Genomic DNA, 19,243 nt, shown 5'->3' with positions numbered 1-19,243 from the left:
ACCTTGAAATATAATTTTGTTGTTAATCATTACTTTAACAACTTTTTTTTGAATTTGCAATACATAATTATTAAAAAGTATAAATATTTATTAGTTATTTTCTTGTATATTATTGAAATTGGGGCAAAGAAATGAATAAAGATGGTGTAACACCGTTGTTGGATATTCTTCCATCGGAAGGTGACCACAATGTTCAATAATAGCTAAAGTTGAGTTTTTTAAATGTTTATGTAAAAACTCCCCCTCCTCTAGGATTACAACTTGATCCTCTCTGCCCCATAGTAAGTATGCTGGTTGAAAGATATCATTTAAATCTTGTTTGCTCATGTCATCTTCTCTCATTTTCCCAAGCTTTAAAACTGCCTGCACAACCTCTTTTCGCTTACAGATATCAATATATGGACGTAATATTTCCTGTTCTAGGCCCACACCACCTGCTAAAACTTTTGAAATACCAATATTCACGAATTCGTCCTGAAAGAAAAAACGGTAAGCGACCTCGTCTACATAAGGAAAATAACAAAAAAGCCTAGCTAACCACGGTGGGCGCTTTCTTACTGCTGAAGCTGCAATTAAAAATAGCTTCTGATAGAGCTCAGGTTTTTGCTTTACAGCTTGCAAAGCAATTTGTCCACCGAGGGAATGGCCAACGATATGAACTTTGCGAAAACCTAGTTCCTGGACAAAACGATTGATTGTTTTTCCATAGTTAGATAACGTAAATTCATAATCTCTACTAGCAACAGTTTGACCAAAGCCAGGTAAATCAACTGCTACAACTCGAAATTGTTTCGACAAGTGCTCAACCAATGGGTGCCAACAGATGGATGAACTGATAAATCCATGAATACAAACAAGGATTTCTTCACCATACAAGCTATCTTCATAATAGATATCCGATCCTTCAATATTAATATAGCCCATAAAAAACTCCTTCATTGTCTTCTTAATCTTAGAATGAGCAAATGAAGGAGCTTCTATGTTAGTTTAAAGTTTAGAGTCTAGAGTTATGAGAGTAATACTCCGAAGCAATATCTCAAAAAAACTCTTCACTTTACACTCTTCACTCTAATCTATTAGTGGTGGCTTTTCCCTGTAATTTCACCTTGGGACCTAAACCAAAGCCACAAATCATTAATTGTTGAAGCTAGTTCGGAAATTTCGGTATTAATTTCACAAGACCTTTTAAAGTTCTCTTCATTAAAAAGTGCTGCTTGTTTTGCATTTATTTGGTTCTCAAGTTCTTTTACTCGGTCAGGAATATCTCCTCTTATTTGTTCCCACTGAACTAATATTTCTTCTTGTGTTGCTTTATCAAGACAATTCCAATCCTTCGTTAAGTCTGGTAAAGCAATCCCTAGACGCTGGTCATATTCAAAACGATACAACGTGTACACCCCCATTATGTATCTTCATTCTACAACAACTTGATTTTGTATTGAAGAAATATGCTGGGAATTTTAAAAATTATTTATTCTCTAACAAAAAGCGTTTTTGATAAAAGTAATGAGCGATTTCAGAAACCTGTTTTGCTAAAAAATAATTTGCAGAGGCACCTACCGTTATCCCTAATAGTGGGACTCCCTGGATTAGTTTTTTACGGAGGAGAAATAAAACCATTCCCTTACCGATTTGCTTGATCGGTTGTTGAAGCCAAACAGTTGTATTTTGACTATTTGGGTCATCAAATAACAGCCACTCATCTTCGATATGATTGAGCTCAACTAATAAGTGCTCCCATCCCTCTTTTTGCAATGTCCTTGGTAAGGTAGCGACGTGAAACACTTTCAATGCTAACATTAATTCAAATGGTTTATTTAAATCATATCCATATGTCATAGCAGTTAATTGGATTGATCGTAAATTGATGATTAACATCATGGGTAAGTCTAATGCGACTGTAAAGAAACCGCCTAAGCCAGCAAACCCACCTTGCATTAAGGAGACGAGCCTTTGTTTAGCCAAGTGTTGGTTTGTGATAAAACGGAGTTGATCAATTGTTAAGCACCTCATATCTGAAACTTCGTTTATATTTTCATTAAACACTCTACCAAAGTCTAAGACTTTAGCTGTCGTCTCCTTATCATACCTACTGTTTTGAGCAATCGCATGGGTATGAAAAATGATGCTATCGATGGTTTTTAACAACTTTTTTTGGAGATCTGGCCGCCAATTTTCAATCGCTTCATTTAAATTCGTTTCAAGTGTGTAATAGCTGTTTTGATCTACTTCTACAAAGTAGGACTGTTCCCAGTTTTCAATCGATTCCAAAACTGCTTTTTCTCGAATGGTCAATACCATATCAATCACCCTTTATTCAGATTTCGAATTTTTCTCCTTAACATAGGAGAATAAACCCATTCTTCGTTTTCTCCCTTAAATAACTGCTTCATCGAATTTAATTTTGCATCAATTTGATCTAGATAATGAAAAAAGATAGCCTCAGGAACTTTCCCTGAAACTGCACTCCCATAACCTAAATCTACGTCACCGTGATGGCTTAAAATACAATGCTTTACTAAGAGAAGTTCTTCGTCTCGAGACGAAATCCCAGCTTCTCTTGCAGCATCGTTAATTAACTCAATCCCTAATACTATATGCCCTACCAATTCTCCTTCTGTCGTATATTCAGGTGCAATAGGGTCGGATAGTTCCTTTGTTTTGCCTATATCATGCAAGAGGCAAGTAGTAATGACTATATCTTTATTTAGTTGTGGGTATATTGGAAATAACTGAGTAGCGCTATGCAGAAGTGTGACAATGTGCTCCAATAACCCTGCATAATAAGAATGATGCATCTTCACTCCTGCGGGTATTGTGGTTAGTGCATCTCTAGTTTCCTTTGACAGCAAAATTGTTTTGACTAGCTTACTTAACGTTGGCGATTGAATTTCTTCAATCACCATTCTTAATTCCTGCCAAAGTTCTTCTCTTGGAATTTCGGATTTTTGCACAAGAGTTTGTATATCAATGTCATCTTCTGGCAGCGATAAACGAATTCTTTGTATTTGCAACTGTTTTTGGTTACGAAATAAAGTTACTAACCCATCGACTTTCACTATTTTTTTTACTGTAAATGACCCTTTTTGTTCTTCTGTTATGTCCCACAGTTTAGCTGTAATTGTTCCGGAACGATCTCCAAGAACAAAATCAAAATATTCACTACCGTTTGTAGCTACCTTTTGCTGTAAATCTTTAATGAGAAAAAAGCCTATGAGCCGATCTCCTTCAAATGCTTCTGTAATTAATTTCATTATGATCACTCCACGGAAACTTACTATATTTATTTTACTAAACTTATTACATGAACTGAAATATTAATTATAGAAATTGAAAAAAGCACCAACTAAAAAATTAGTAGGTGCTCTAAATTGTCATTATTTTGTTAATCGAACTGTATCTCTAGCAATCATTACCTCTTCGTTCGTTGGAATGATCATTACTTTAACTGGAGAATGAGGATAGTTTAAAAATGCCTCTTTCCCACGTACTTGATTTAAAGATGGATCCCAATAAATCCCCATGAATTCAAGTCCTTTTAATACACGAGCACGGATAACATCACTGTTTTCACCAATACCAGCTGTGAAGATAACCGCATCAACGCCATGCATACGAGCTGCATATGAACCAATATATTTATGAATTCGAGAAGTGAATACTTCTAGTGCTAGTTCCGCTCTTTCGTTTCCTTCTTCAGCTTGTTGCTCGATATCGCGTAAGTCACTCGAGAATCCAGATAAAGCTAACATACCACTCTTTTTATTTAAAACATCAAGTACTTCCGTAGCAGTTTGATCTGTTTTATCCATAATAAACGGAATTAATGCTGGATCAATATTTCCAGAACGAGTACCCATAGTTACCCCTGCTAGTGGAGTGAAGCCCATTGACGTATCAATTGATTTCCCACCTTCAATTGCAGCAATTGATGCGCCATTTCCTAAGTGACAAGAGATTAAACGTAATTGTTCAACTGGTCTCCCTAATAATTCAGCTGCTCGTTCAGTAACATATTTATGAGATGTACCATGGAAACCATATTTACGAATACCATAATCCTCATAATATTCGTATGGAAGACTATATAAGAACGATTGTTCTGGCATCGTTTGATGGAAAGCCGTATCAAATACAGCAACTGCAGGAACATTTGGAAGTACTTCCATAAATGACTTAATACCAACAATATTTGCTGGATTGTGCAGTGGAGCAAGTTCCGAAACTTCTTCAATACCGTTTAAAACCTCATCTGTAATAAGTACAGAGTCATTAAATTTTTCTCCCCCGTGAACAACACGGTGACCAATTCCCTCAATTTCATCTAGAGATTGAAGGATCCCTAACCCTGTTAACTTATCCAATAAAATTTTTACGGCTTGTGAATGATCTGGAATATCGCGAACTTCTTTTTGCTTTTCACCATTTACATCTATTTGAAAAACAGAATCTTCTAAGCCGATTCTCTCTACGATACCTTTTGTAACAACAGCTTCCGTTGGCATGTCTAAAAGTTGAAACTTTAATGACGAGCTACCAGCGTTAATCGCCATAATCTTTGCCATTTACTACATCTCCTTCAATTAAAAAATTGCTAACTTCGAATTTTGTCGATTTAATCTTATTACCTATTTTATTTAAACACTGTTATCATAAGAATTCAATACTTTCTCATGAAATTTCTTAAAAATGTTCATTTTTTAATTAGTACAGTTTATCATTACCATTATCGATGTATTGTTAAATCGGGATTTGAAACGAAAAACATAGTAACCTGTTGTATAACTCTCATACTTTCTGTATTACCAACCTTTAGACAGTGGAAACAGTAAATGTTTACTTTCTAAACGAACAATCTAAAGAAAATCTTTTTAGAAAAGAGCCTTCAATTTACTGCTCAGACAACATAAAGTTAATATTAACAACACTTGATGTAAATATATTTGATGAAGGAAAGTGAATTAGTGAAATCAGATTTCTTAACAGCCCAGACTAATGTTACTAATAAGGACATAATAGCTTTTGACATTACTAGTAGCTTTTATTAGCTTACCTTTCGTGCTTATTTTTATTTTTCTAAATAATGGTATAGCGAGTAAATCTATGTATTGATTGGCAAAACCAAACAATTAACTTAGGATCATTCAGCTTATCAATTTTTCATGGAAACGTAAAAAGCCAAGCATAGGCTTGGCTAAGATCCAAAAAGCATAAATAAATGAGCTTCACACAGAGAGGTACTTTCTCACTATTTTCACTTTATATTTAGTTCAATCCAATTATTTATACTGGTTACCATTTCTCCTAAAGCTTGTTTATTTGAGAATGTTGGTAATTCCGCTAATAAGGCCTGGCTAGGCGCTTTAATTCCTTCACCTTTTTTCCTTAGTATAAAGATACTTTTCTCGTGTTTTTTCTCTTTAAACATGGATGTTGGCAATTGTAGTAATGAATAGATATGTGCATGCTCCTTAATAAAACTATGCAATTGCTTTGCTTGATCAGATTCAAATATGAAATTCGGTATTAAAAATACTAAAAAACCGCCTTCCTTTGCATAATTTAATGATTGTTCGATCATTAAATGATGAGTGTATGACATACCTTCTTTTGATTTTAACTGATAACGATTAGCTACCTCTTCATTTGGGTAATACCCAATTGGCAAGTCTCCTACAACTATATCCACAGGATCAACTAAGATATCCATTAAACTATCTTGGTGAAAAAGTTCAATCTTATGCTGTTGCAAATTAGCACTAACGTAAGCAAGCTTTAGTAAAGTTTCATCAGGTTCCACACCAAAGCTATAGACTGGTTTTGTAGTATGATTTAAAATGGCTGTTAATAAATTTCCAGAACCTACTGCAGGGTCTAATATCCGAATAACCTCATTTTTTTCTGTTAGTTTATTCACCAGATAACCCATAAATAAGGAAACAGCATCAGGTGTCATAACATGATTCGGTTGAATAGCTTCTTTCATTCCTTTTAATATCGCCAATTGCAAGGATTTACGGATTTGTTCTTTTGTTAATTCCTCAAAATCAAAATCTAAAGACTGTTTATTTTCTTGAAATAACATTTCTCCAGTATGTATAAGAGCTTCTAAATATGTAAGATCACGATCATTTTGAATTTTTTCAGTATTCTCATCTAATTTCATAAAAAAGTTTCAAGATCTAAATTTCGAATCAACTTCTTCACTCCTTTCTCAATTTCTCCATTCTACCTCTTTTATTCCAACAAGAGAAGAAGGATATACATTTTTTTATTAAAAAGACTTTATATAGGGCTCTTTTCGTAAATTTATATAAATTAATTCAATTAAAAGCACATACCTCTGCATTAACACCTTTGGAAATCCCAAAAAACACCTGATCTATCTAAAAAAAACAGACACCTAGGCGTCTGTTTTTTTACTAATACTACAATAAAGCTTTTGCAGCGAGAATTGGTGCTTCGTAGTTTGGATGATCTGTTGCTTCTGGTACGTATTCTGCATAAGCAACCTCACCCTCTTTATTTAAAACAAAGACAGATCTAGTCAATAAACGTAATTCTTCAATAGCTACCCCGAACGCTTTTCCAAAAGAAAGTTCACGGTGGTCAGATAAGGTTTGAACTTTATCAATTCCAGCAGCACCGCACCAACGCTTCTGAGCGAAAGGTAAATCTACACTTATTGTTATGATATTTACCCCTTCAAGGTTTGCAGCCTCTTCGTTAAAACGACGAGTTTGCGCATCACAAACTCCCGTATCAATTGATGGAACAACACTAATAACAGTTACATTTCCCTTCAAACTCTCTAAAGTGACTGGTGTTAAGTCATTTGCCAAAACTGTGAAATTAGGAGCAACGTCCCCTACCTTTACTTCATTTCCTAATAGTGTAATTGGATTTCCTTTAAATGTAACATTTGCCATTTTTATGTTCCTCCTCATAAATTAACATATCTCATTGTTAAATATAGTAGCAAATTTAAAAATATTCAAGAAATATGCTTTTAAGCACTTTTTTGGTACAAACAAAGGAAGAAGTTTCATTAAGAAAAATGGAAGACGTAGACTTTAAGGAGAAATTCAGTTCTGCCAAATTGAAAGTGGTGGGCTAATCTGATAAGAGAAAGGCGCAAGCTCCTATTAAGTCAGGCTAACCTCATTCACAACATGTGTTACTTCTAGAGTTTCTCCATACAGCTTTGCCTCGCGGACCTACTGGGCAACAAGGCAGGATTTAAGTGAACAACACGTGTTTTTGACCTCGGGGGGGCTGGGCGGTGGAGCTAGGCATTATCTACTGAAAACGTAAATATTTTTTTAACTAAAAAAAACTAAGGCTAATCGCCTGGAGAGCGTTAGCCTTAACTTTTTAAAGATCTAATTTATCAGCTGAAATATTTACTTCAGTTGTTGGAGTTTGATTTTGCTTCCCATTACCATTCATCATCTGTTGAATTTTTTCAACTACCTGTGGTGCAAAATCCATTAATTTTTCATAAAGATGGGTATTTTCATCTAAATGAACCATCTTTACACCTGAAGCACTAACAATTAAGAACGCAATTGGTGTGATTGAAACACCACCACCACTACCTCCGCCAAACGGATGCTGTTTGTCATCGGTGCCTGTAGTTGTTTTATCAATTACAAACTGACTACCTCCAGCAGCGAAACCAAACCCAACCTTTGACACTGGAATGATGACACTTCCATCCGGAGTCTCAACTGGATCTCCTACGATTGTGTTTACATCAACCATTTCCTTGATGTTTTCCATAGCCGTTTTCATTAAGCCTTGAATTGGATGTTCTGACATTATTGTCTCCTCCTAACCTGATATACCGTTCTGCTCGTAGAGATTTTCATCACTTGTAAACATTGGCCTCTTTTTCCAATGTTTAATGATTTGTAAACCTGCGATTATAGCATACCCTAGCCGAAAAGAAATAATACATGTTAGCTCGGTGTGTGAAGTTAACTTTTGAAAATTTGGATGAACCTCAATTGTAGGTACAACTTTTAGTTTCATATAATGAGCTATAATTCCAAGAGTACTTCCTTTTACTGCCCAAACACCACCAACCAACGTACCCGTTAACGCTGCATCTCCTAATCCAACGATGCTTTTCCAACTAAATTTTGTTATTGACATTTTCCTGAGAAACCTTTTAACAATTTTATGAAAGCCAATAACATGCCTTAGGAAATCTTTCACTTTACGAATATCATTAATAATTCTTTCTGGGGTAAATTTTTCTATTTTTTCTTTATCACCAATTGCAGAATGCTGTTCTTCTTTTACAATGATCGAAGGTGAATCTTCATCAATTTTCAACACTGGAACATTGATTCTATAGGAGGCTAAGCCGAAGAAAGTAGATATTTTTACCTTCAGTTCATCATTATCTTGTTCATGATAATAGGTAAGATTTACAGTTATTTTTGCAAAAGGGAGTAAAATGATAAAAAGCAAAATCGAAATTACTACCCACCAAATCCAATGCATGGCAAATTCCTCCTTCTTCCATTCATTATCACCTTGTCGAATTGAAAATAAACAAAAAAAGTGGATTTTTTCAAACATGCTACATAATGATTTCCTCATGAACAACGTATGTATCACCAATCATGTCGTGCAATCCTTGTTTTTTCTTCTGAAATGGCACAATTATATAGAGAATATATGTAAGTGTAAATGCCTGTAAAATATACCTTCCAATAACTTCACGGAAAAGCACTGCTGACCAAGTTAATGGTTGTGCCGTATTGCTAATAACCTTTAAACCAAACACTCGCTTTCCAATAGTCTGTCCCCAATTCTTTGTTAACACTAGAAAGTATAAAAAAGTGACTATCGACATTATCAACATCTCTAGAGAAATGAAGCCTATTTCTATCCCTTGAATATTTGCGAAGACAAGAAATGGAGCAATTAAAATTCGGTTGATACTGGCTACTACTACTAGGTCCAATAAATATGCCCAAAATCTCATCCAGAACCCTGCATATCGATATGAAATACTATGTTCTTTTAACTTTCTTTCATCTTCTGAACTAAACTTATCCATGATCAACACCACCTATTCCATATTGTACATATACATTAAGCTTGGTGAATTAGAGTATTCTAAAAGTTGTTTCAAACCCAATGGGTCTTGTTGTTTTAAAACAAGTTTTTGAGTTGTCATGGTTAAAAACCCTGGGAAACTAAACGGAGCTTCATATCTAATTACATCTATCTCCCCTCTTCCAATATCATCTCTTAAAACCTCAATAACATGGTCAAGATTTCCAAGGTCATCTACTAAACCTACTTCTAATGCTTGCCTACCTGAATAAATTCTACCATCAGCAAGTTTAAGCACTTGGTTTCGATCCATATTACGACCATTTGCAATGACTTCAACAAATTTTTCGTAAGAATCATCGATAATTGATTGAAGAATTGCTCTTTCACTATCAGTCATTTCTCGTAACGGTGACATAATGTCTTTATAGATACCACTTTTGATTGTATCCATGCGAACTCCATGATTTTCTGCTAATTCACTGATATTTATCGTTTGCATAATAACACCTAATGAACCTGTAATTGTAGCTTCATTTGCGAAAATTTTATCAGCAGGGGCTGCAATATAATAACCACCTGAAGCTGCTATACTAGCCATAGAAATGTAAACTGGTTTGCGGTATTCTTCTTGTACTTCTAAAATTAGATCATGAATTTCAGCGCTCTCTACTACTCCTCCGCCTGGTGAATTAACACGAATGATTATGCCATCAACCTGCGGATCTTGACTTGCATGACGTAACATTGCCATAAAGTGGCGGTGATTATAGGTAGCGGAATCAAAAATAGAAGGAGCTCCTGAACCTTCTTCAATGACTCCATTTACATATAAAACAGCAATCTTCCCATTACCATTACCCTTTTCAATTGTTTTTTCAACCCAAATTTCTTCCGTTTCAGCACCAAATAAACCTGTCCAATCGCTAGTTAATCCTGAAGTCAATGAACGAATTCCAATTGAAAGAAAAAAAAGTGAAAAGGCTAACCCCAATGCAATCCAGCGTTTACTACTCATTTTAACAACCCCTTGTCATAATTTTATTAAATAAAGCAGGATTTTCCTAAAAAATAAAGAAATAATAGTGTTAGTGTTACTATATCAAAACGTGCAACCGAAGAAAAAGGAGAGAATGAAATGCCTACACGCAGAAACGTCTATTTGTTTTACAAACCTACAAAAGAAGTAGAAGAAAAGATCGCTCCATTAAAGGAGATTGCCAAACAATATAATTTCACAATTGTTTCTGATTATCGGCAAGCTAACATTATCGTCAGCATAGGTGGGGATGGTGCATTTTTACAAGCCCTAAGAAAAACTGAGTTCCAAGAGGACTGCCTTTATTTAGGAATTAATACCGGTGATCATCTAGGCTTCTATACAGACTTTTCACTTAATGACATACAGTCAATAATTGAGGCTATGGAGAATGAACAAGTTGAAGTTCGAAAAAATCCAACAATTGAAGTAAGCGTTAACGGTGAAAATCCTTTTTACTGTTTCAACGAATGTTCAATTCGCTCAAATGTTATTCGTACTTTTGTAATAGATGTTTTCATTGATGATGTTTATTTAGAAACATTCCGTGGCGATGGCCTAGTTGTATCCACCCCAACCGGAAGTACAGCATACAATAAATCTTTAGGTGGGGCAATTGTCGACCCTAGAATTAAAGCATTACAACTTACAGAAATTGCATCCCTCAATAACAATGAATTCCGTACATTAGGTTCACCTTTAATTTTGAGTGGCGAAAGCTCATTGACATTAAAAGTCGTTCAAGACGGTAATGATCATCCGATTATCGGAGCAGATAATGAAGCATTAAGTATCAGGCATTGTCATGATATTAAAATTTCATTGGCTGAAAAACAAATTAAAATGTTAAAGCTTAAAAATAATTCATTTTTCCAAAGAGTTCAAAAGACTTTCTTGAAATGATCCCTAATACTTCAAAAACGAAAATAAATAACAAGAGCAGGTAGCCAGCTACCTGCTCTTGTTATTTATTTTTTCAATGCCTGTTCTTGTTTCCTTAACTCCACACGACGGATTTTCCCCGAGATTGTTTTTGGAAGGTCGCTAACAAATTCAACTTTTCTTGGATATTTATAAGGAGCCGTTAGAGTTTTAACATGTTCTTGCAGTTCTTTTACTAGAGTATCACCGGCAAGATCAGGATTCCTAAGAACAATAAACGCTTTTACGACATTTCCACGAACTTCATCAGGACTTGCAACAACCGCACATTCCTTAACTGCAGGATGCTTTGTAAGAGCGTCTTCAACTTCAAATGGGCCAATTGTATATCCAGAACTAATAATAATGTCATCATTTCGCCCTTCAAACCAGAAGTAGCCATCCTCATCCATTCTCGCTTGGTCACCAGTAACATAATAATCCCCGCGATACGCCATGGCAGTTCTTTCAGGATCCTTGTAATACTGCTTAAATAAAGCAGGTGCATCTTTATGAACTGCAATATCTCCAACTTCGCCAATGGCAACAGGTACACCATCTTCGTTAATAATCTCCACTTGATTACCAGGTGTCGGTTTTCCCATTGAACCAGCCTTAATTTCCATTCCTAATAACGTTCCAACTAATAAAGTATTTTCCGTTTGCCCATAACCATCACGGACATCAACATTGAACTCTCGTTTAAACGTATCTATTACCTCTCTGTTTAGCGGTTCCCCAGCAGATACAGAGCTTCTTAAGTTATCTAGTTTATAATCACTAATGTTATCAACCTTAGCCATTAATCGATATTCTGTTGGAGTACAACACATTACGTTAACTTCGTTTTCTTGAAGAGTTTGGAGATACTTATTGGGGTCAAACTTCCCTTGATAGACCAAAGCAGTAGCGCCTAAACCAAGCGTAGAAAGGAAAGGACTCCAAATCCATTTTTGCCACCCAGGACCTGCAGTAGCCCAAACAGTTTCTCCTTCTTTAACATCTAGCCACATTTTTGATGCAACTTCGATATGAGCAAATCCCCATCCATGTGTATGTACAACCCCTTTAGGATTGCCTGTTGTTCCAGATGTGTACGATAGAAATGCCATATCATCGCGACTAGTCTTAGCGCATTCAAATTCCAGGCTCTCATTACTTGCAAGTTGATCTAACCTTAACCAACCTTCTACATCATTTCCAACCACAAACTTATAAGCCAAACTTGGTATTGCCTCATCAATCTTATCAACTTCGTCAACATATAAATGATAAGAGATAACTGCTTTTGCTTCACCATGATTAATACGATAAGTTAAATCTTTCGCTCTTAACATTTCAGAACAAGGGATAACAACAATACCAGCTTTTAAACAAGCGAAATAGGTAATATATGCATCAATACTTCTTGGAAGCAGAACGAGCACTCGCTCACCTTTCTCAATGCCTTGATTAATTAAAGCGTTTGCAAATTGGTTCGCTTTTTCAGTTAGTTCTGCATAGGAGATTGTTTTAACCTCTCCGTCCTCAGCTATACATTTTACAGCAAGCCGGTCAACAACTTTAAACTTCTCAAATTCTTGTGATATATTGTATGTCTCTGGAGCAATTAACTGTTTTCGTTCCATATAATTCTCCCCCTTAGATTAACACTCCCCTTTATTATACAGAATATAATGATTTTTTTGAATATTATTTTTTATAAATTTAAATTTTTTTCCTTTATAAGAAAAATTAGGACAGCAAAGTAAGAAAAGCGCAAGGCGCCCGCCTATCGGCGACAAGCAAATGTTCTGTCAGATTAAAAGTGCGCTTTTCACTTTTATATCTGGCAGGTTATTTGACCTCGAGCCGATGGCGCCTGAAGCTAGACACCAAGTACTAAAAACGCATATACTTTCTTATCTTTTAAGAAAAGCGCAAGCGCCCTGTTAAGCCCCGACTAGCAAATGTTCTTCGAGAAAAAAAGTGTGCTCTTTCACTTTTATTCTCGAAGGTTATTTGACCTCGAGGGGCTGGGCGGTGGAGCTAGACAGTTATTACGTTGAAATTTTATACATTCTTATCTTTCAATCAAAACCACCCGTGACAACGGGTGGTTTGTTCTGCGGCTGAAAGCCTTTGTTACTGACCAGGCCCTAAAGGGCTACTGAACGGTTCGCCATTTGTACTACTTCTACTGGCCAGACCTCAAAGGCCTATTTTATCCTCTTCTTTCCTTTGTTCACTTCTTCTCCTGTAAATGGATCAACGTACTCTAATAAACTTAACTGTTCTGCGACTATATCATCTTGTATTTGATTTTTAATGTATTCTTAAATGACTTTCTTATTTCTTCCTACCGTATCTACATAAAAGCCAGTACACCAAAATTTCCGATTTCCATATCTATACTTCAAATTTGCGTGCCTATCAAAGATCATCAAACTACTTTTTCCTTTTAAATACCCAACAAATGAGGACACACTTATTTTGGGTGGAATACTTACTAGCATATGTACATGATCCTTACATGCGGTTGCTTCGATTATTTCAACTCCTTTTCTTTCGCATAATGTTCTTAATATTTCTCCTATATCTTTCTTTAATTTTCCGTATATTACTTGTCTTCTATACTTTGGTGCAAATACAATGTGATACTTACAATTCCATTTTGTATGTGCTAAACTGTTAATGTCTTTTGACATAAAACTCCCCCGTTTGCTTGATATATTGGTTGGCGAACCAAATATATTTTAGCACCACGGTGGAGTTTTTTTAATACCTCGCTGGAAGCTTTTTGGAACCCTAGGCCGAGCCTAGGGTTTTCATTTTCACAAAAAAAGAGAGATGACCATTGGTCATCTCTCACAGCCATTTATTTAATTATTGTTGGTAACCGCCGCCTAATTGTTGCTCAGCCATTTGAACTAAACGCTTCGTAATTTCCCCACCAACTGAACCGTTAGCGCGAGAAGTTGCATCTGGTCCTAATTGAACACCAAATTCAGAAGCAATTTCATACTTCATTTGATCTAGAGCTTGTTGAACTCCAGGTACTAAAAGTTGGTTTGAACTATTGTTGTTAGTTGCCATTGTATCTCACCTCCCTTGTAAACATATGATGTGTACAAGAAGGCAAATCAATACTTCTTTTTTGTTGGTAATTGTTTCAAGTTATTATATAAGCTCTTTTCGCAAAGTTTGTTGCTTTCGTAAAAATCCCAAAAGCCGGATTTTTACACATACACACTTAAATTTCACTACTTATCTAGTAAGTATTGCTCTGTTCTCACTAAATTTATTGGATGATATCTCCATATAAAGAATTTTTCCAATAAATTTAGGTTAAAAAGCAACACTGTTTTAGAAAAGAGCCTTTATAATAAGTCTTCAAATTGCTTACTTAGTTCGACTCCAGGAGATATGTCAAAGCTATCTAGATTAGCTATAGCTTCCTCAATTAGTCCTTCAATATCTAATTTCTCTTCATACCTATTAGCTTTATCCCTCAATGGTTTTGTACTGGTCTCAGGCGGTAAGAAAATCGTACAACAATCTTCATAAGGAAGAATTGATAAATCAAATGTCCCAATTTTCTGAGCCACATCAATGACCTCTAACTTGTCCATCGTAACTAACGGACGAAGAACAGGCATGTTTGTCACTTCGTTTATTGTATGCATACTATGCAATGTTTGGCTAGCTACTTGTCCAAGACTTTCTCCAGTTGTAATTGCAAATGCCTTTTGTTGCATAGCAATTCTTTCGCTAATTCTTAGCATCATTCTTCGCATAACTGTCATTGTATAGTTACCTGGTACAACTTTATGAATTTCCATTTGTGTTTTTGTAAAAGGAACTACATGAAGGCGGATTTTTCCGCCATATTCAGTTAATACCTTTGTTAAGTCAATAACCTTTTGTTTTGCACGTTCATTTGTATATGGTGGACTATGGAAATGGATCGCTTCAATTTTTACGCCACGTTTCATCGCTAAATAACCAGCAACAGGACTATCAATTCCACCTGATAGCATTAACACGACTTTTCCACCTGTACCAACTGGTAAACCACCGGACCCTTTATAAACACCACAAGAGATGTACGTGGCTGTTTCACGAACTTCAACCTTAACTTCTATATCTGGATTATGAACATCTACAGTAAGTCCTTCTGTATGTTCTAATAGATAGCCACCTACTTCAAAATTTAACTTTTGAGAATTTATTGGAAATCCTTTATTTGCACGTTTAGCAGAAACTTTAAACGTTTTCTTTCCAGATAATACTTCTGTGAGGGCCCTAAGAGCACCGTCCTGAATCTTTTCTAACGTGTTTTCAACTTTCACTGCAATACTAAACGAATGAATACCAAAGACTTTAGAGAGTTTTTCAGCTATCAGTTCGTGGTTTTCACCATTCAAATGAATAAACATTCTTCCGTATGTTCGTTCAATTTTTGCATTCGGAAATGGCTTTAACGCAATTTTAATATTCTCTTGAAGTCTTCTCTCGAATTGAGACCTGTTTTTTCCTTTTAGAGCTAGTTCTGCATAGCGAATCACAATATGATTATAGTTCATTTGATTACCTCATTACTTCTTTTAATTGTGAATAAATAATTTTTAATGCTTCAACAAATTCTGTTACTTCTTCTACTGTATTTTCAAATGAAAAACTTGCTCTAATGGCACTTATTGCTCGTGCTTCTCCTACTCCAGTGACCATTAAGATGCGACTTGGTTCAGACAATTTAGAAGAACAGGCGGATTTCGTTGACACATACATTTTTCGTTCTCCTAAAGCTTGAATGACAACCTCTGGCTTAATTCCAGGCAATGAAAAATTAACAATATGTGGGGCGCCATTTGTTGGACTATTGACGACAACACCCTCTATCTCATTAAGAGAGTCAACTAATTGTTGGCGAAGTTGGACTAAATGGAGCTTTTTTTCAACATATTTTTCCATTGAAATTCTAAGCGCTTTGGCCATAGCAACGTAACCAGGTATATTTTCTGTTCCCGCACGGAAGTTATGCTCTTGTACGCCACCGGTAAATAATGAAAATAATTTAATACCTTGACGAATGTATAGTACACCAGTTCCTTTTGGCCCATGAAATTTATGCCCTGAAATCGTACATAAGTCAATATGGCAATCTTTAAAGAATAGAGGTACTTTTGCCATTCCTTGTACGTGATCAACATGGAAATATACTTTAGGATACGCTGTTAATAATTCACCAACTTCTTTTATAGGTTGGATTGATCCAAGTTCATTGTTCACATGGATCATTGAAACAAGAATTGTATCGTCCCTTAGTGCATTTTTTAATTCATCTATTGAAATTTCTCCTGATTCATTTACGTGTAAATAAGTTACCTCATAACCTAGTTTTTCCAATTGAGCGAACGCTTCATAATTAGAAGCATGTTCGACGTGAGTCGTAATTAAATGCTTCCCACGATTTTTATGCTCAAGAGCTATTCCTTTGATTGCTAGGTTATTTCCCTCTGTTCCACCAGAAGTAAAGACAATCTCCTTTTTATTCACTTTAAGAAGCTTGGCTATTTGATCTCTTCCTTGATCCAACAGCATTTCAGCCTCTTTTCCGAGAGTATGTAGAGAAGAGGGATTACCAAAATAAACTTCTGACACTTTGCTATATGTTTCGAGCACCTCTTTATAAGGCTTTGTTGTTGCACTGTTGTCAAAGTATATCATTATAATTAAACTCCTTTAAACTTCCATTGCATTTAATTATAATATCATAACTAAATCGCGATTAAAATAAAACTTGTATATGAGAAAAACAATGTTTTCTCATTAAGCGTGAACTCAATATGTAAAGCTCTTTTCTAAAACATTGTTGTTTTTTAACCTAAAAATAATTGAAAAAATCTCTTAGATGACGATATCACCCAATAAATTTAGTAAGAAAAGAGCACTACTGACTAAACAAGTAGTTAATTCTTAGTATTAACGTGTAAAAATCCGGCTTTTGGGATTTTTACGAAAGCAATAAACTTTGTGAAAACAGCCTTATGTAAAGAGAAAGCTTAAGATTTCGTTGGTTTTTAAAAACAATAATTATATGGAAAAACCAATTGAGGAGATATTCTATATAAAAAAAGGCTAGCCTATGAGAGTCCTGATAAAAGTCCTTCTTAAACGCTGACTTTTTCAGGACTCTTCCTGGGGCTAAACCTTTTCCAATGTGTATGAATTTATCCTTGCTAGAACTTGTGGGTCAATTTCCTTAATCGCTCTTAAAGCAATTTCCAACGCTTCTTCATATTGATAAAATCTAAAAGCTTCCTCAGCCCTTAGAAGTTCTACGTGGATATAGGTATTATGACTTCTAAATCGATTTCCGTATTGAATGACCCGTTCTGCCGAAAGGGCTTGTTCAATTGTTTTTGAGATTAAGTCGTAAACTTCATTTACTGTTTCTAGAACCTCTTCCATCGAATCACTCACATCACTCATAACCAGAGGGATTTTTTCTAGTTTTTCAGTAGCAGTAAGTAAACTCGTCTGAGCTTCATCCAATTTCTCTAAAATCACTTCGGGTAGACCTGGGATATTGCTTTTTTTAATTAAGCGTTGCCCCTGGCGAATTTTACCTTTTAATTCTTTTAACATTTCTTGTGCTTTAAGTTCATCACTTCGCAAAGACGTCAGTGCTTCGTTACACTCTTCAAGCGTAGCTTGGCGCTCTTCTAGTTCGAGGTTAAGTTCCTCAATTGATCTTTTAATCGTAATATTTGATTGTTTATTGTTAGCTGCTGTATCTTCAATAACACATAGCTTATTTAGCAATTCTTTTATTTGCTTTTCTAGCTTTAAATGAGTTTTCAATTCTTCCTCTGGAATTCGATAGCTTTGTTTAATCGTCTCAACATCGGCCTTTAACTCATAGAATTCCACTCTTAAAGCTTCCGCAGCTTCCCTCAAGGTTACAATTTCGTAATTAACAAATTGTTTCGCCAAGACCTCTTGCTCAAGGACATCGTAGATATGATCAATTTCTTTATACATCTCTTGAATTACTTGACCAGCATCTTCCGTGTTACCTTTTTCTAGTACGGGTAGAAGCTTATATAATTGGCTTTGCATTTCCCTTATGTCACTCTTGAAAGTAAAATGTTCAATAATATAGCCTTCATTTTCCATTTCAATTATACCTTGAGATAGTTCCTCTAATTGTGAAGGTACTTCTGTTTCAATTTGCACAAGGATTTTAGGAACTTCATCGATTTTCGACTTTTCGAGAGTAATTTGCTCTTTCATCATCAGCAGTATTTCTCGAGCCTCAAAATAGTTCCCTTCTTTCGTTGCCGATTCAAAATCAGTAAATGACTTTTCAATCTCTCCAAGCCTATTTTCAAATGCATAAGCTGTTGACCCTAGAAGATTTTTATTCTGATTAAAATATTTTTTTAGTTCCTTGTAGACTTTTCGAATATCATCAATTTGTTGACGATTGTCTTCTTCACTATTAATTAAGTGATTGACATCAGCTAACATTTCTTGTAGTCCTTCTTCAATATTACTTAACTCATCAGTAATGTTTCTTAACATATTTTTCGCTTTGACAAAGCGATATTTATTGGCTGCTTCTTCTACATCAAAAAGTCTTTCTTCTAGGTCAGGTAATTTTAAGGTTAGAATTTCATCCCACTTGTTGCGCCAGGTTTCAAACTTCTCTTCTGTCTCACCCGACATGTTCAAGCCCTTTATTTTGGCAATTTCATCTGTGACAGGTTTATTCATGATCTGAATTTTCCAGGCCTCAAGCCGATCGACATCACTATATACTTTTTTTCTTGAAATTGCGCCATATATAATAATAGCTAAAATCACTATCAAAATTGCGTAAATAAAATATTGCAGCATGATTAAGCCTCCATCTATATCATTGTTTATCTATTATTTAAAAACCGAGTTTACTAGTTTCATCCAAAATTCTATGTATTTATTTATGATGGTATATAAATCGATAATTTTCGATAATAACATGATACCACGAATAAACAAATTTTGACTTATTTTTTTAAAATGTTTTTGTAATTTTTGTATATCGCTTACTTTTACATCATTTAATTAGTTTAAAATTTTTATTTCTCTACCAATTTGATTGAATTACATTAAACTAAATCAAGTTAACATAGAAAATAATAGTGAAAACAAATAAAGCTTATAGCAACAATCTTTTAGAAGAGA

At 35.1% G+C, this 19,243-nt stretch carries 17 protein-coding genes and 1 pseudogene; 1 reads left to right on the top strand and 17 read right to left on the bottom strand.

Annotated features, from left to right (window positions below):
* Positions 1-90 precede the first annotated feature (90 nt).
* From H1D32_RS06340 to sppA, 11 genes are all read right to left on the bottom strand, one after another.
* Positions 91-924: an alpha/beta fold hydrolase gene (locus H1D32_RS06340; RefSeq protein WP_261177406.1), complete on the bottom strand. Its 834-nt coding sequence runs from the start codon at positions 922-924 to the stop codon at positions 91-93.
* Positions 925-1,076: 152 nt separating this feature from the next.
* A complete protein-coding gene (locus H1D32_RS06335; RefSeq protein ID WP_261177405.1) occupies positions 1,077-1,388 on the bottom strand; it encodes a DUF4391 domain-containing protein in 312 nt (103 codons plus the stop codon).
* Between the two features lie 79 nt (positions 1,389-1,467).
* The gene (locus H1D32_RS06330) at positions 1,468-2,301 is read right to left on the bottom strand and encodes an EcsC family protein (protein WP_261177404.1); all 834 of its coding nucleotides are present in this window, start codon (positions 2,299-2,301) and stop codon (positions 1,468-1,470) included.
* 5 nt (positions 2,302-2,306) lie between these two features.
* On the bottom strand, positions 2,307-3,254 hold the full coding sequence (locus tag H1D32_RS06325) for a 3'-5' exoribonuclease YhaM family protein (RefSeq protein ID WP_261177403.1): 948 nt from the start codon (positions 3,252-3,254) through the stop codon (positions 2,307-2,309).
* A gap of 123 nt (positions 3,255-3,377) precedes the next feature.
* Positions 3,378-4,565, bottom strand: a complete 1,188-nt coding sequence (locus H1D32_RS06320) for an acetate kinase (RefSeq protein ID WP_261177402.1) — start codon at positions 4,563-4,565, stop codon at positions 3,378-3,380.
* A gap of 689 nt (positions 4,566-5,254) precedes the next feature.
* Entirely contained in the window at positions 5,255-6,166 is a 912-nt protein-coding gene (locus H1D32_RS06315; RefSeq protein WP_261177399.1) for a class I SAM-dependent methyltransferase, read from the bottom strand.
* Between the two features lie 262 nt (positions 6,167-6,428).
* Positions 6,429-6,929: a thiol peroxidase gene (tpx, locus tag H1D32_RS06310; protein ID WP_261177397.1), complete on the bottom strand. Its 501-nt coding sequence runs from the start codon at positions 6,927-6,929 to the stop codon at positions 6,429-6,431.
* A gap of 445 nt (positions 6,930-7,374) precedes the next feature.
* Positions 7,375-7,821 (bottom strand): GerW family sporulation protein, encoded by a 447-nt coding sequence (gene ytfJ, locus H1D32_RS06305; RefSeq protein WP_261177394.1) that lies wholly within the window; start codon positions 7,819-7,821, stop codon positions 7,375-7,377.
* Between the two features lie 12 nt (positions 7,822-7,833).
* A complete protein-coding gene (locus H1D32_RS06300) occupies positions 7,834-8,511 on the bottom strand; it encodes a DUF2953 domain-containing protein (RefSeq protein ID WP_261177393.1) in 678 nt (225 codons plus the stop codon).
* A gap of 79 nt (positions 8,512-8,590) precedes the next feature.
* Positions 8,591-9,073 (bottom strand): RDD family protein, encoded by a 483-nt coding sequence (locus H1D32_RS06295; protein ID WP_261177391.1) that lies wholly within the window; start codon positions 9,071-9,073, stop codon positions 8,591-8,593.
* Between the two features lie 12 nt (positions 9,074-9,085).
* The gene (gene sppA / locus H1D32_RS06290) at positions 9,086-10,090 is read right to left on the bottom strand and encodes a signal peptide peptidase SppA (protein WP_261177390.1); all 1,005 of its coding nucleotides are present in this window, start codon (positions 10,088-10,090) and stop codon (positions 9,086-9,088) included.
* Positions 10,091-10,210: 120 nt separating this feature from the next.
* On the opposite strand from sppA, the gene H1D32_RS06285 reads away from it, so the two are divergent.
* Positions 10,211-11,014, top strand: a complete 804-nt coding sequence (locus H1D32_RS06285; protein WP_261177387.1) for an NAD kinase — start codon at positions 10,211-10,213, stop codon at positions 11,012-11,014.
* Between the two features lie 65 nt (positions 11,015-11,079).
* On the opposite strand, the gene mbcS is transcribed toward H1D32_RS06285, so the two are convergent.
* From mbcS to ezrA, 6 genes and pseudogenes are all read right to left on the bottom strand, one after another.
* Positions 11,080-12,660 carry an acyl-CoA synthetase MbcS gene (gene mbcS, locus H1D32_RS06280; protein WP_261177385.1) on the bottom strand — a complete coding sequence of 527 codons (1,581 nt, stop codon included), beginning with the start codon at positions 12,658-12,660 and terminating at the stop codon, positions 11,080-11,082.
* Between the two features lie 570 nt (positions 12,661-13,230).
* Positions 13,231-13,719, bottom strand: a pseudogene (gene tnpA, locus H1D32_RS06275) (IS200/IS605 family transposase).
* A 178-nt stretch (positions 13,720-13,897) separates the two neighbouring features.
* Entirely contained in the window at positions 13,898-14,107 is a 210-nt protein-coding gene (locus tag H1D32_RS06270) for an alpha/beta-type small acid-soluble spore protein (protein ID WP_261177384.1), read from the bottom strand.
* Between the two features lie 284 nt (positions 14,108-14,391).
* On the bottom strand, positions 14,392-15,597 hold the full coding sequence (gene thiI, locus H1D32_RS06265) for a tRNA uracil 4-sulfurtransferase ThiI (RefSeq protein ID WP_261177383.1): 1,206 nt from the start codon (positions 15,595-15,597) through the stop codon (positions 14,392-14,394).
* A 4-nt stretch (positions 15,598-15,601) separates the two neighbouring features.
* A complete protein-coding gene (locus H1D32_RS06260) occupies positions 15,602-16,741 on the bottom strand; it encodes a cysteine desulfurase family protein (RefSeq protein ID WP_261177381.1) in 1,140 nt (379 codons plus the stop codon).
* Between the two features lie 477 nt (positions 16,742-17,218).
* A complete protein-coding gene (gene ezrA / locus H1D32_RS06255) occupies positions 17,219-18,916 on the bottom strand; it encodes a septation ring formation regulator EzrA (RefSeq protein ID WP_261177378.1) in 1,698 nt (565 codons plus the stop codon).
* Positions 18,917-19,243: the final 327 nt, after the last annotated feature.

This window comes from Anaerobacillus sp. CMMVII (assembly GCF_025377685.1).
In the GTDB taxonomy this organism is placed as follows: Bacteria; Bacillota; Bacilli; order Bacillales; family Anaerobacillaceae; genus Anaerobacillus.
This window is presented reverse-complemented; position numbering and strand designations above follow the sequence as displayed.

Coding starts and splice junctions, on each gene's coding strand:
- H1D32_RS06340 (WP_261177406.1), bottom strand. CDS start 924: ATGGGCTATATTAATATTGAAGGATCGGATATCTATTATGAAGATAGC.
- H1D32_RS06330 (WP_261177404.1), bottom strand. CDS start 2,301: ATGGTATTGACCATTCGAGAAAAAGCAGTTTTGGAATCGATTGAAAAC.
- H1D32_RS06325 (WP_261177403.1), bottom strand. CDS start 3,254: ATGAAATTAATTACAGAAGCATTTGAAGGAGATCGGCTCATAGGCTTT.
- H1D32_RS06320 (WP_261177402.1), bottom strand. CDS start 4,565: ATGGCAAAGATTATGGCGATTAACGCTGGTAGCTCGTCATTAAAGTTT.
- H1D32_RS06315 (WP_261177399.1), bottom strand. CDS start 6,166: ATGAAATTAGATGAGAATACTGAAAAAATTCAAAATGATCGTGATCTT.
- tpx (WP_261177397.1), bottom strand. CDS start 6,929: ATGGCAAATGTTACATTTAAAGGAAATCCAATTACACTATTAGGAAAT.
- ytfJ (WP_261177394.1), bottom strand. CDS start 7,821: ATGTCAGAACATCCAATTCAAGGCTTAATGAAAACGGCTATGGAAAAC.
- H1D32_RS06300 (WP_261177393.1), bottom strand. CDS start 8,511: ATGCATTGGATTTGGTGGGTAGTAATTTCGATTTTGCTTTTTATCATT.
- H1D32_RS06295 (WP_261177391.1), bottom strand. CDS start 9,073: ATGGATAAGTTTAGTTCAGAAGATGAAAGAAAGTTAAAAGAACATAGT.
- sppA (WP_261177390.1), bottom strand. CDS start 10,090: ATGAGTAGTAAACGCTGGATTGCATTGGGGTTAGCCTTTTCACTTTTT.
- H1D32_RS06285 (WP_261177387.1), top strand. CDS start 10,211: ATGCCTACACGCAGAAACGTCTATTTGTTTTACAAACCTACAAAAGAA.
- mbcS (WP_261177385.1), bottom strand. CDS start 12,660: ATGGAACGAAAACAGTTAATTGCTCCAGAGACATACAATATATCACAA.
- H1D32_RS06270 (WP_261177384.1), bottom strand. CDS start 14,107: ATGGCAACTAACAACAATAGTTCAAACCAACTTTTAGTACCTGGAGTT.
- thiI (WP_261177383.1), bottom strand. CDS start 15,597: ATGAACTATAATCATATTGTGATTCGCTATGCAGAACTAGCTCTAAAA.
- H1D32_RS06260 (WP_261177381.1), bottom strand. CDS start 16,741: ATGATATACTTTGACAACAGTGCAACAACAAAGCCTTATAAAGAGGTG.
- ezrA (WP_261177378.1), bottom strand. CDS start 18,916: ATGCTGCAATATTTTATTTACGCAATTTTGATAGTGATTTTAGCTATT.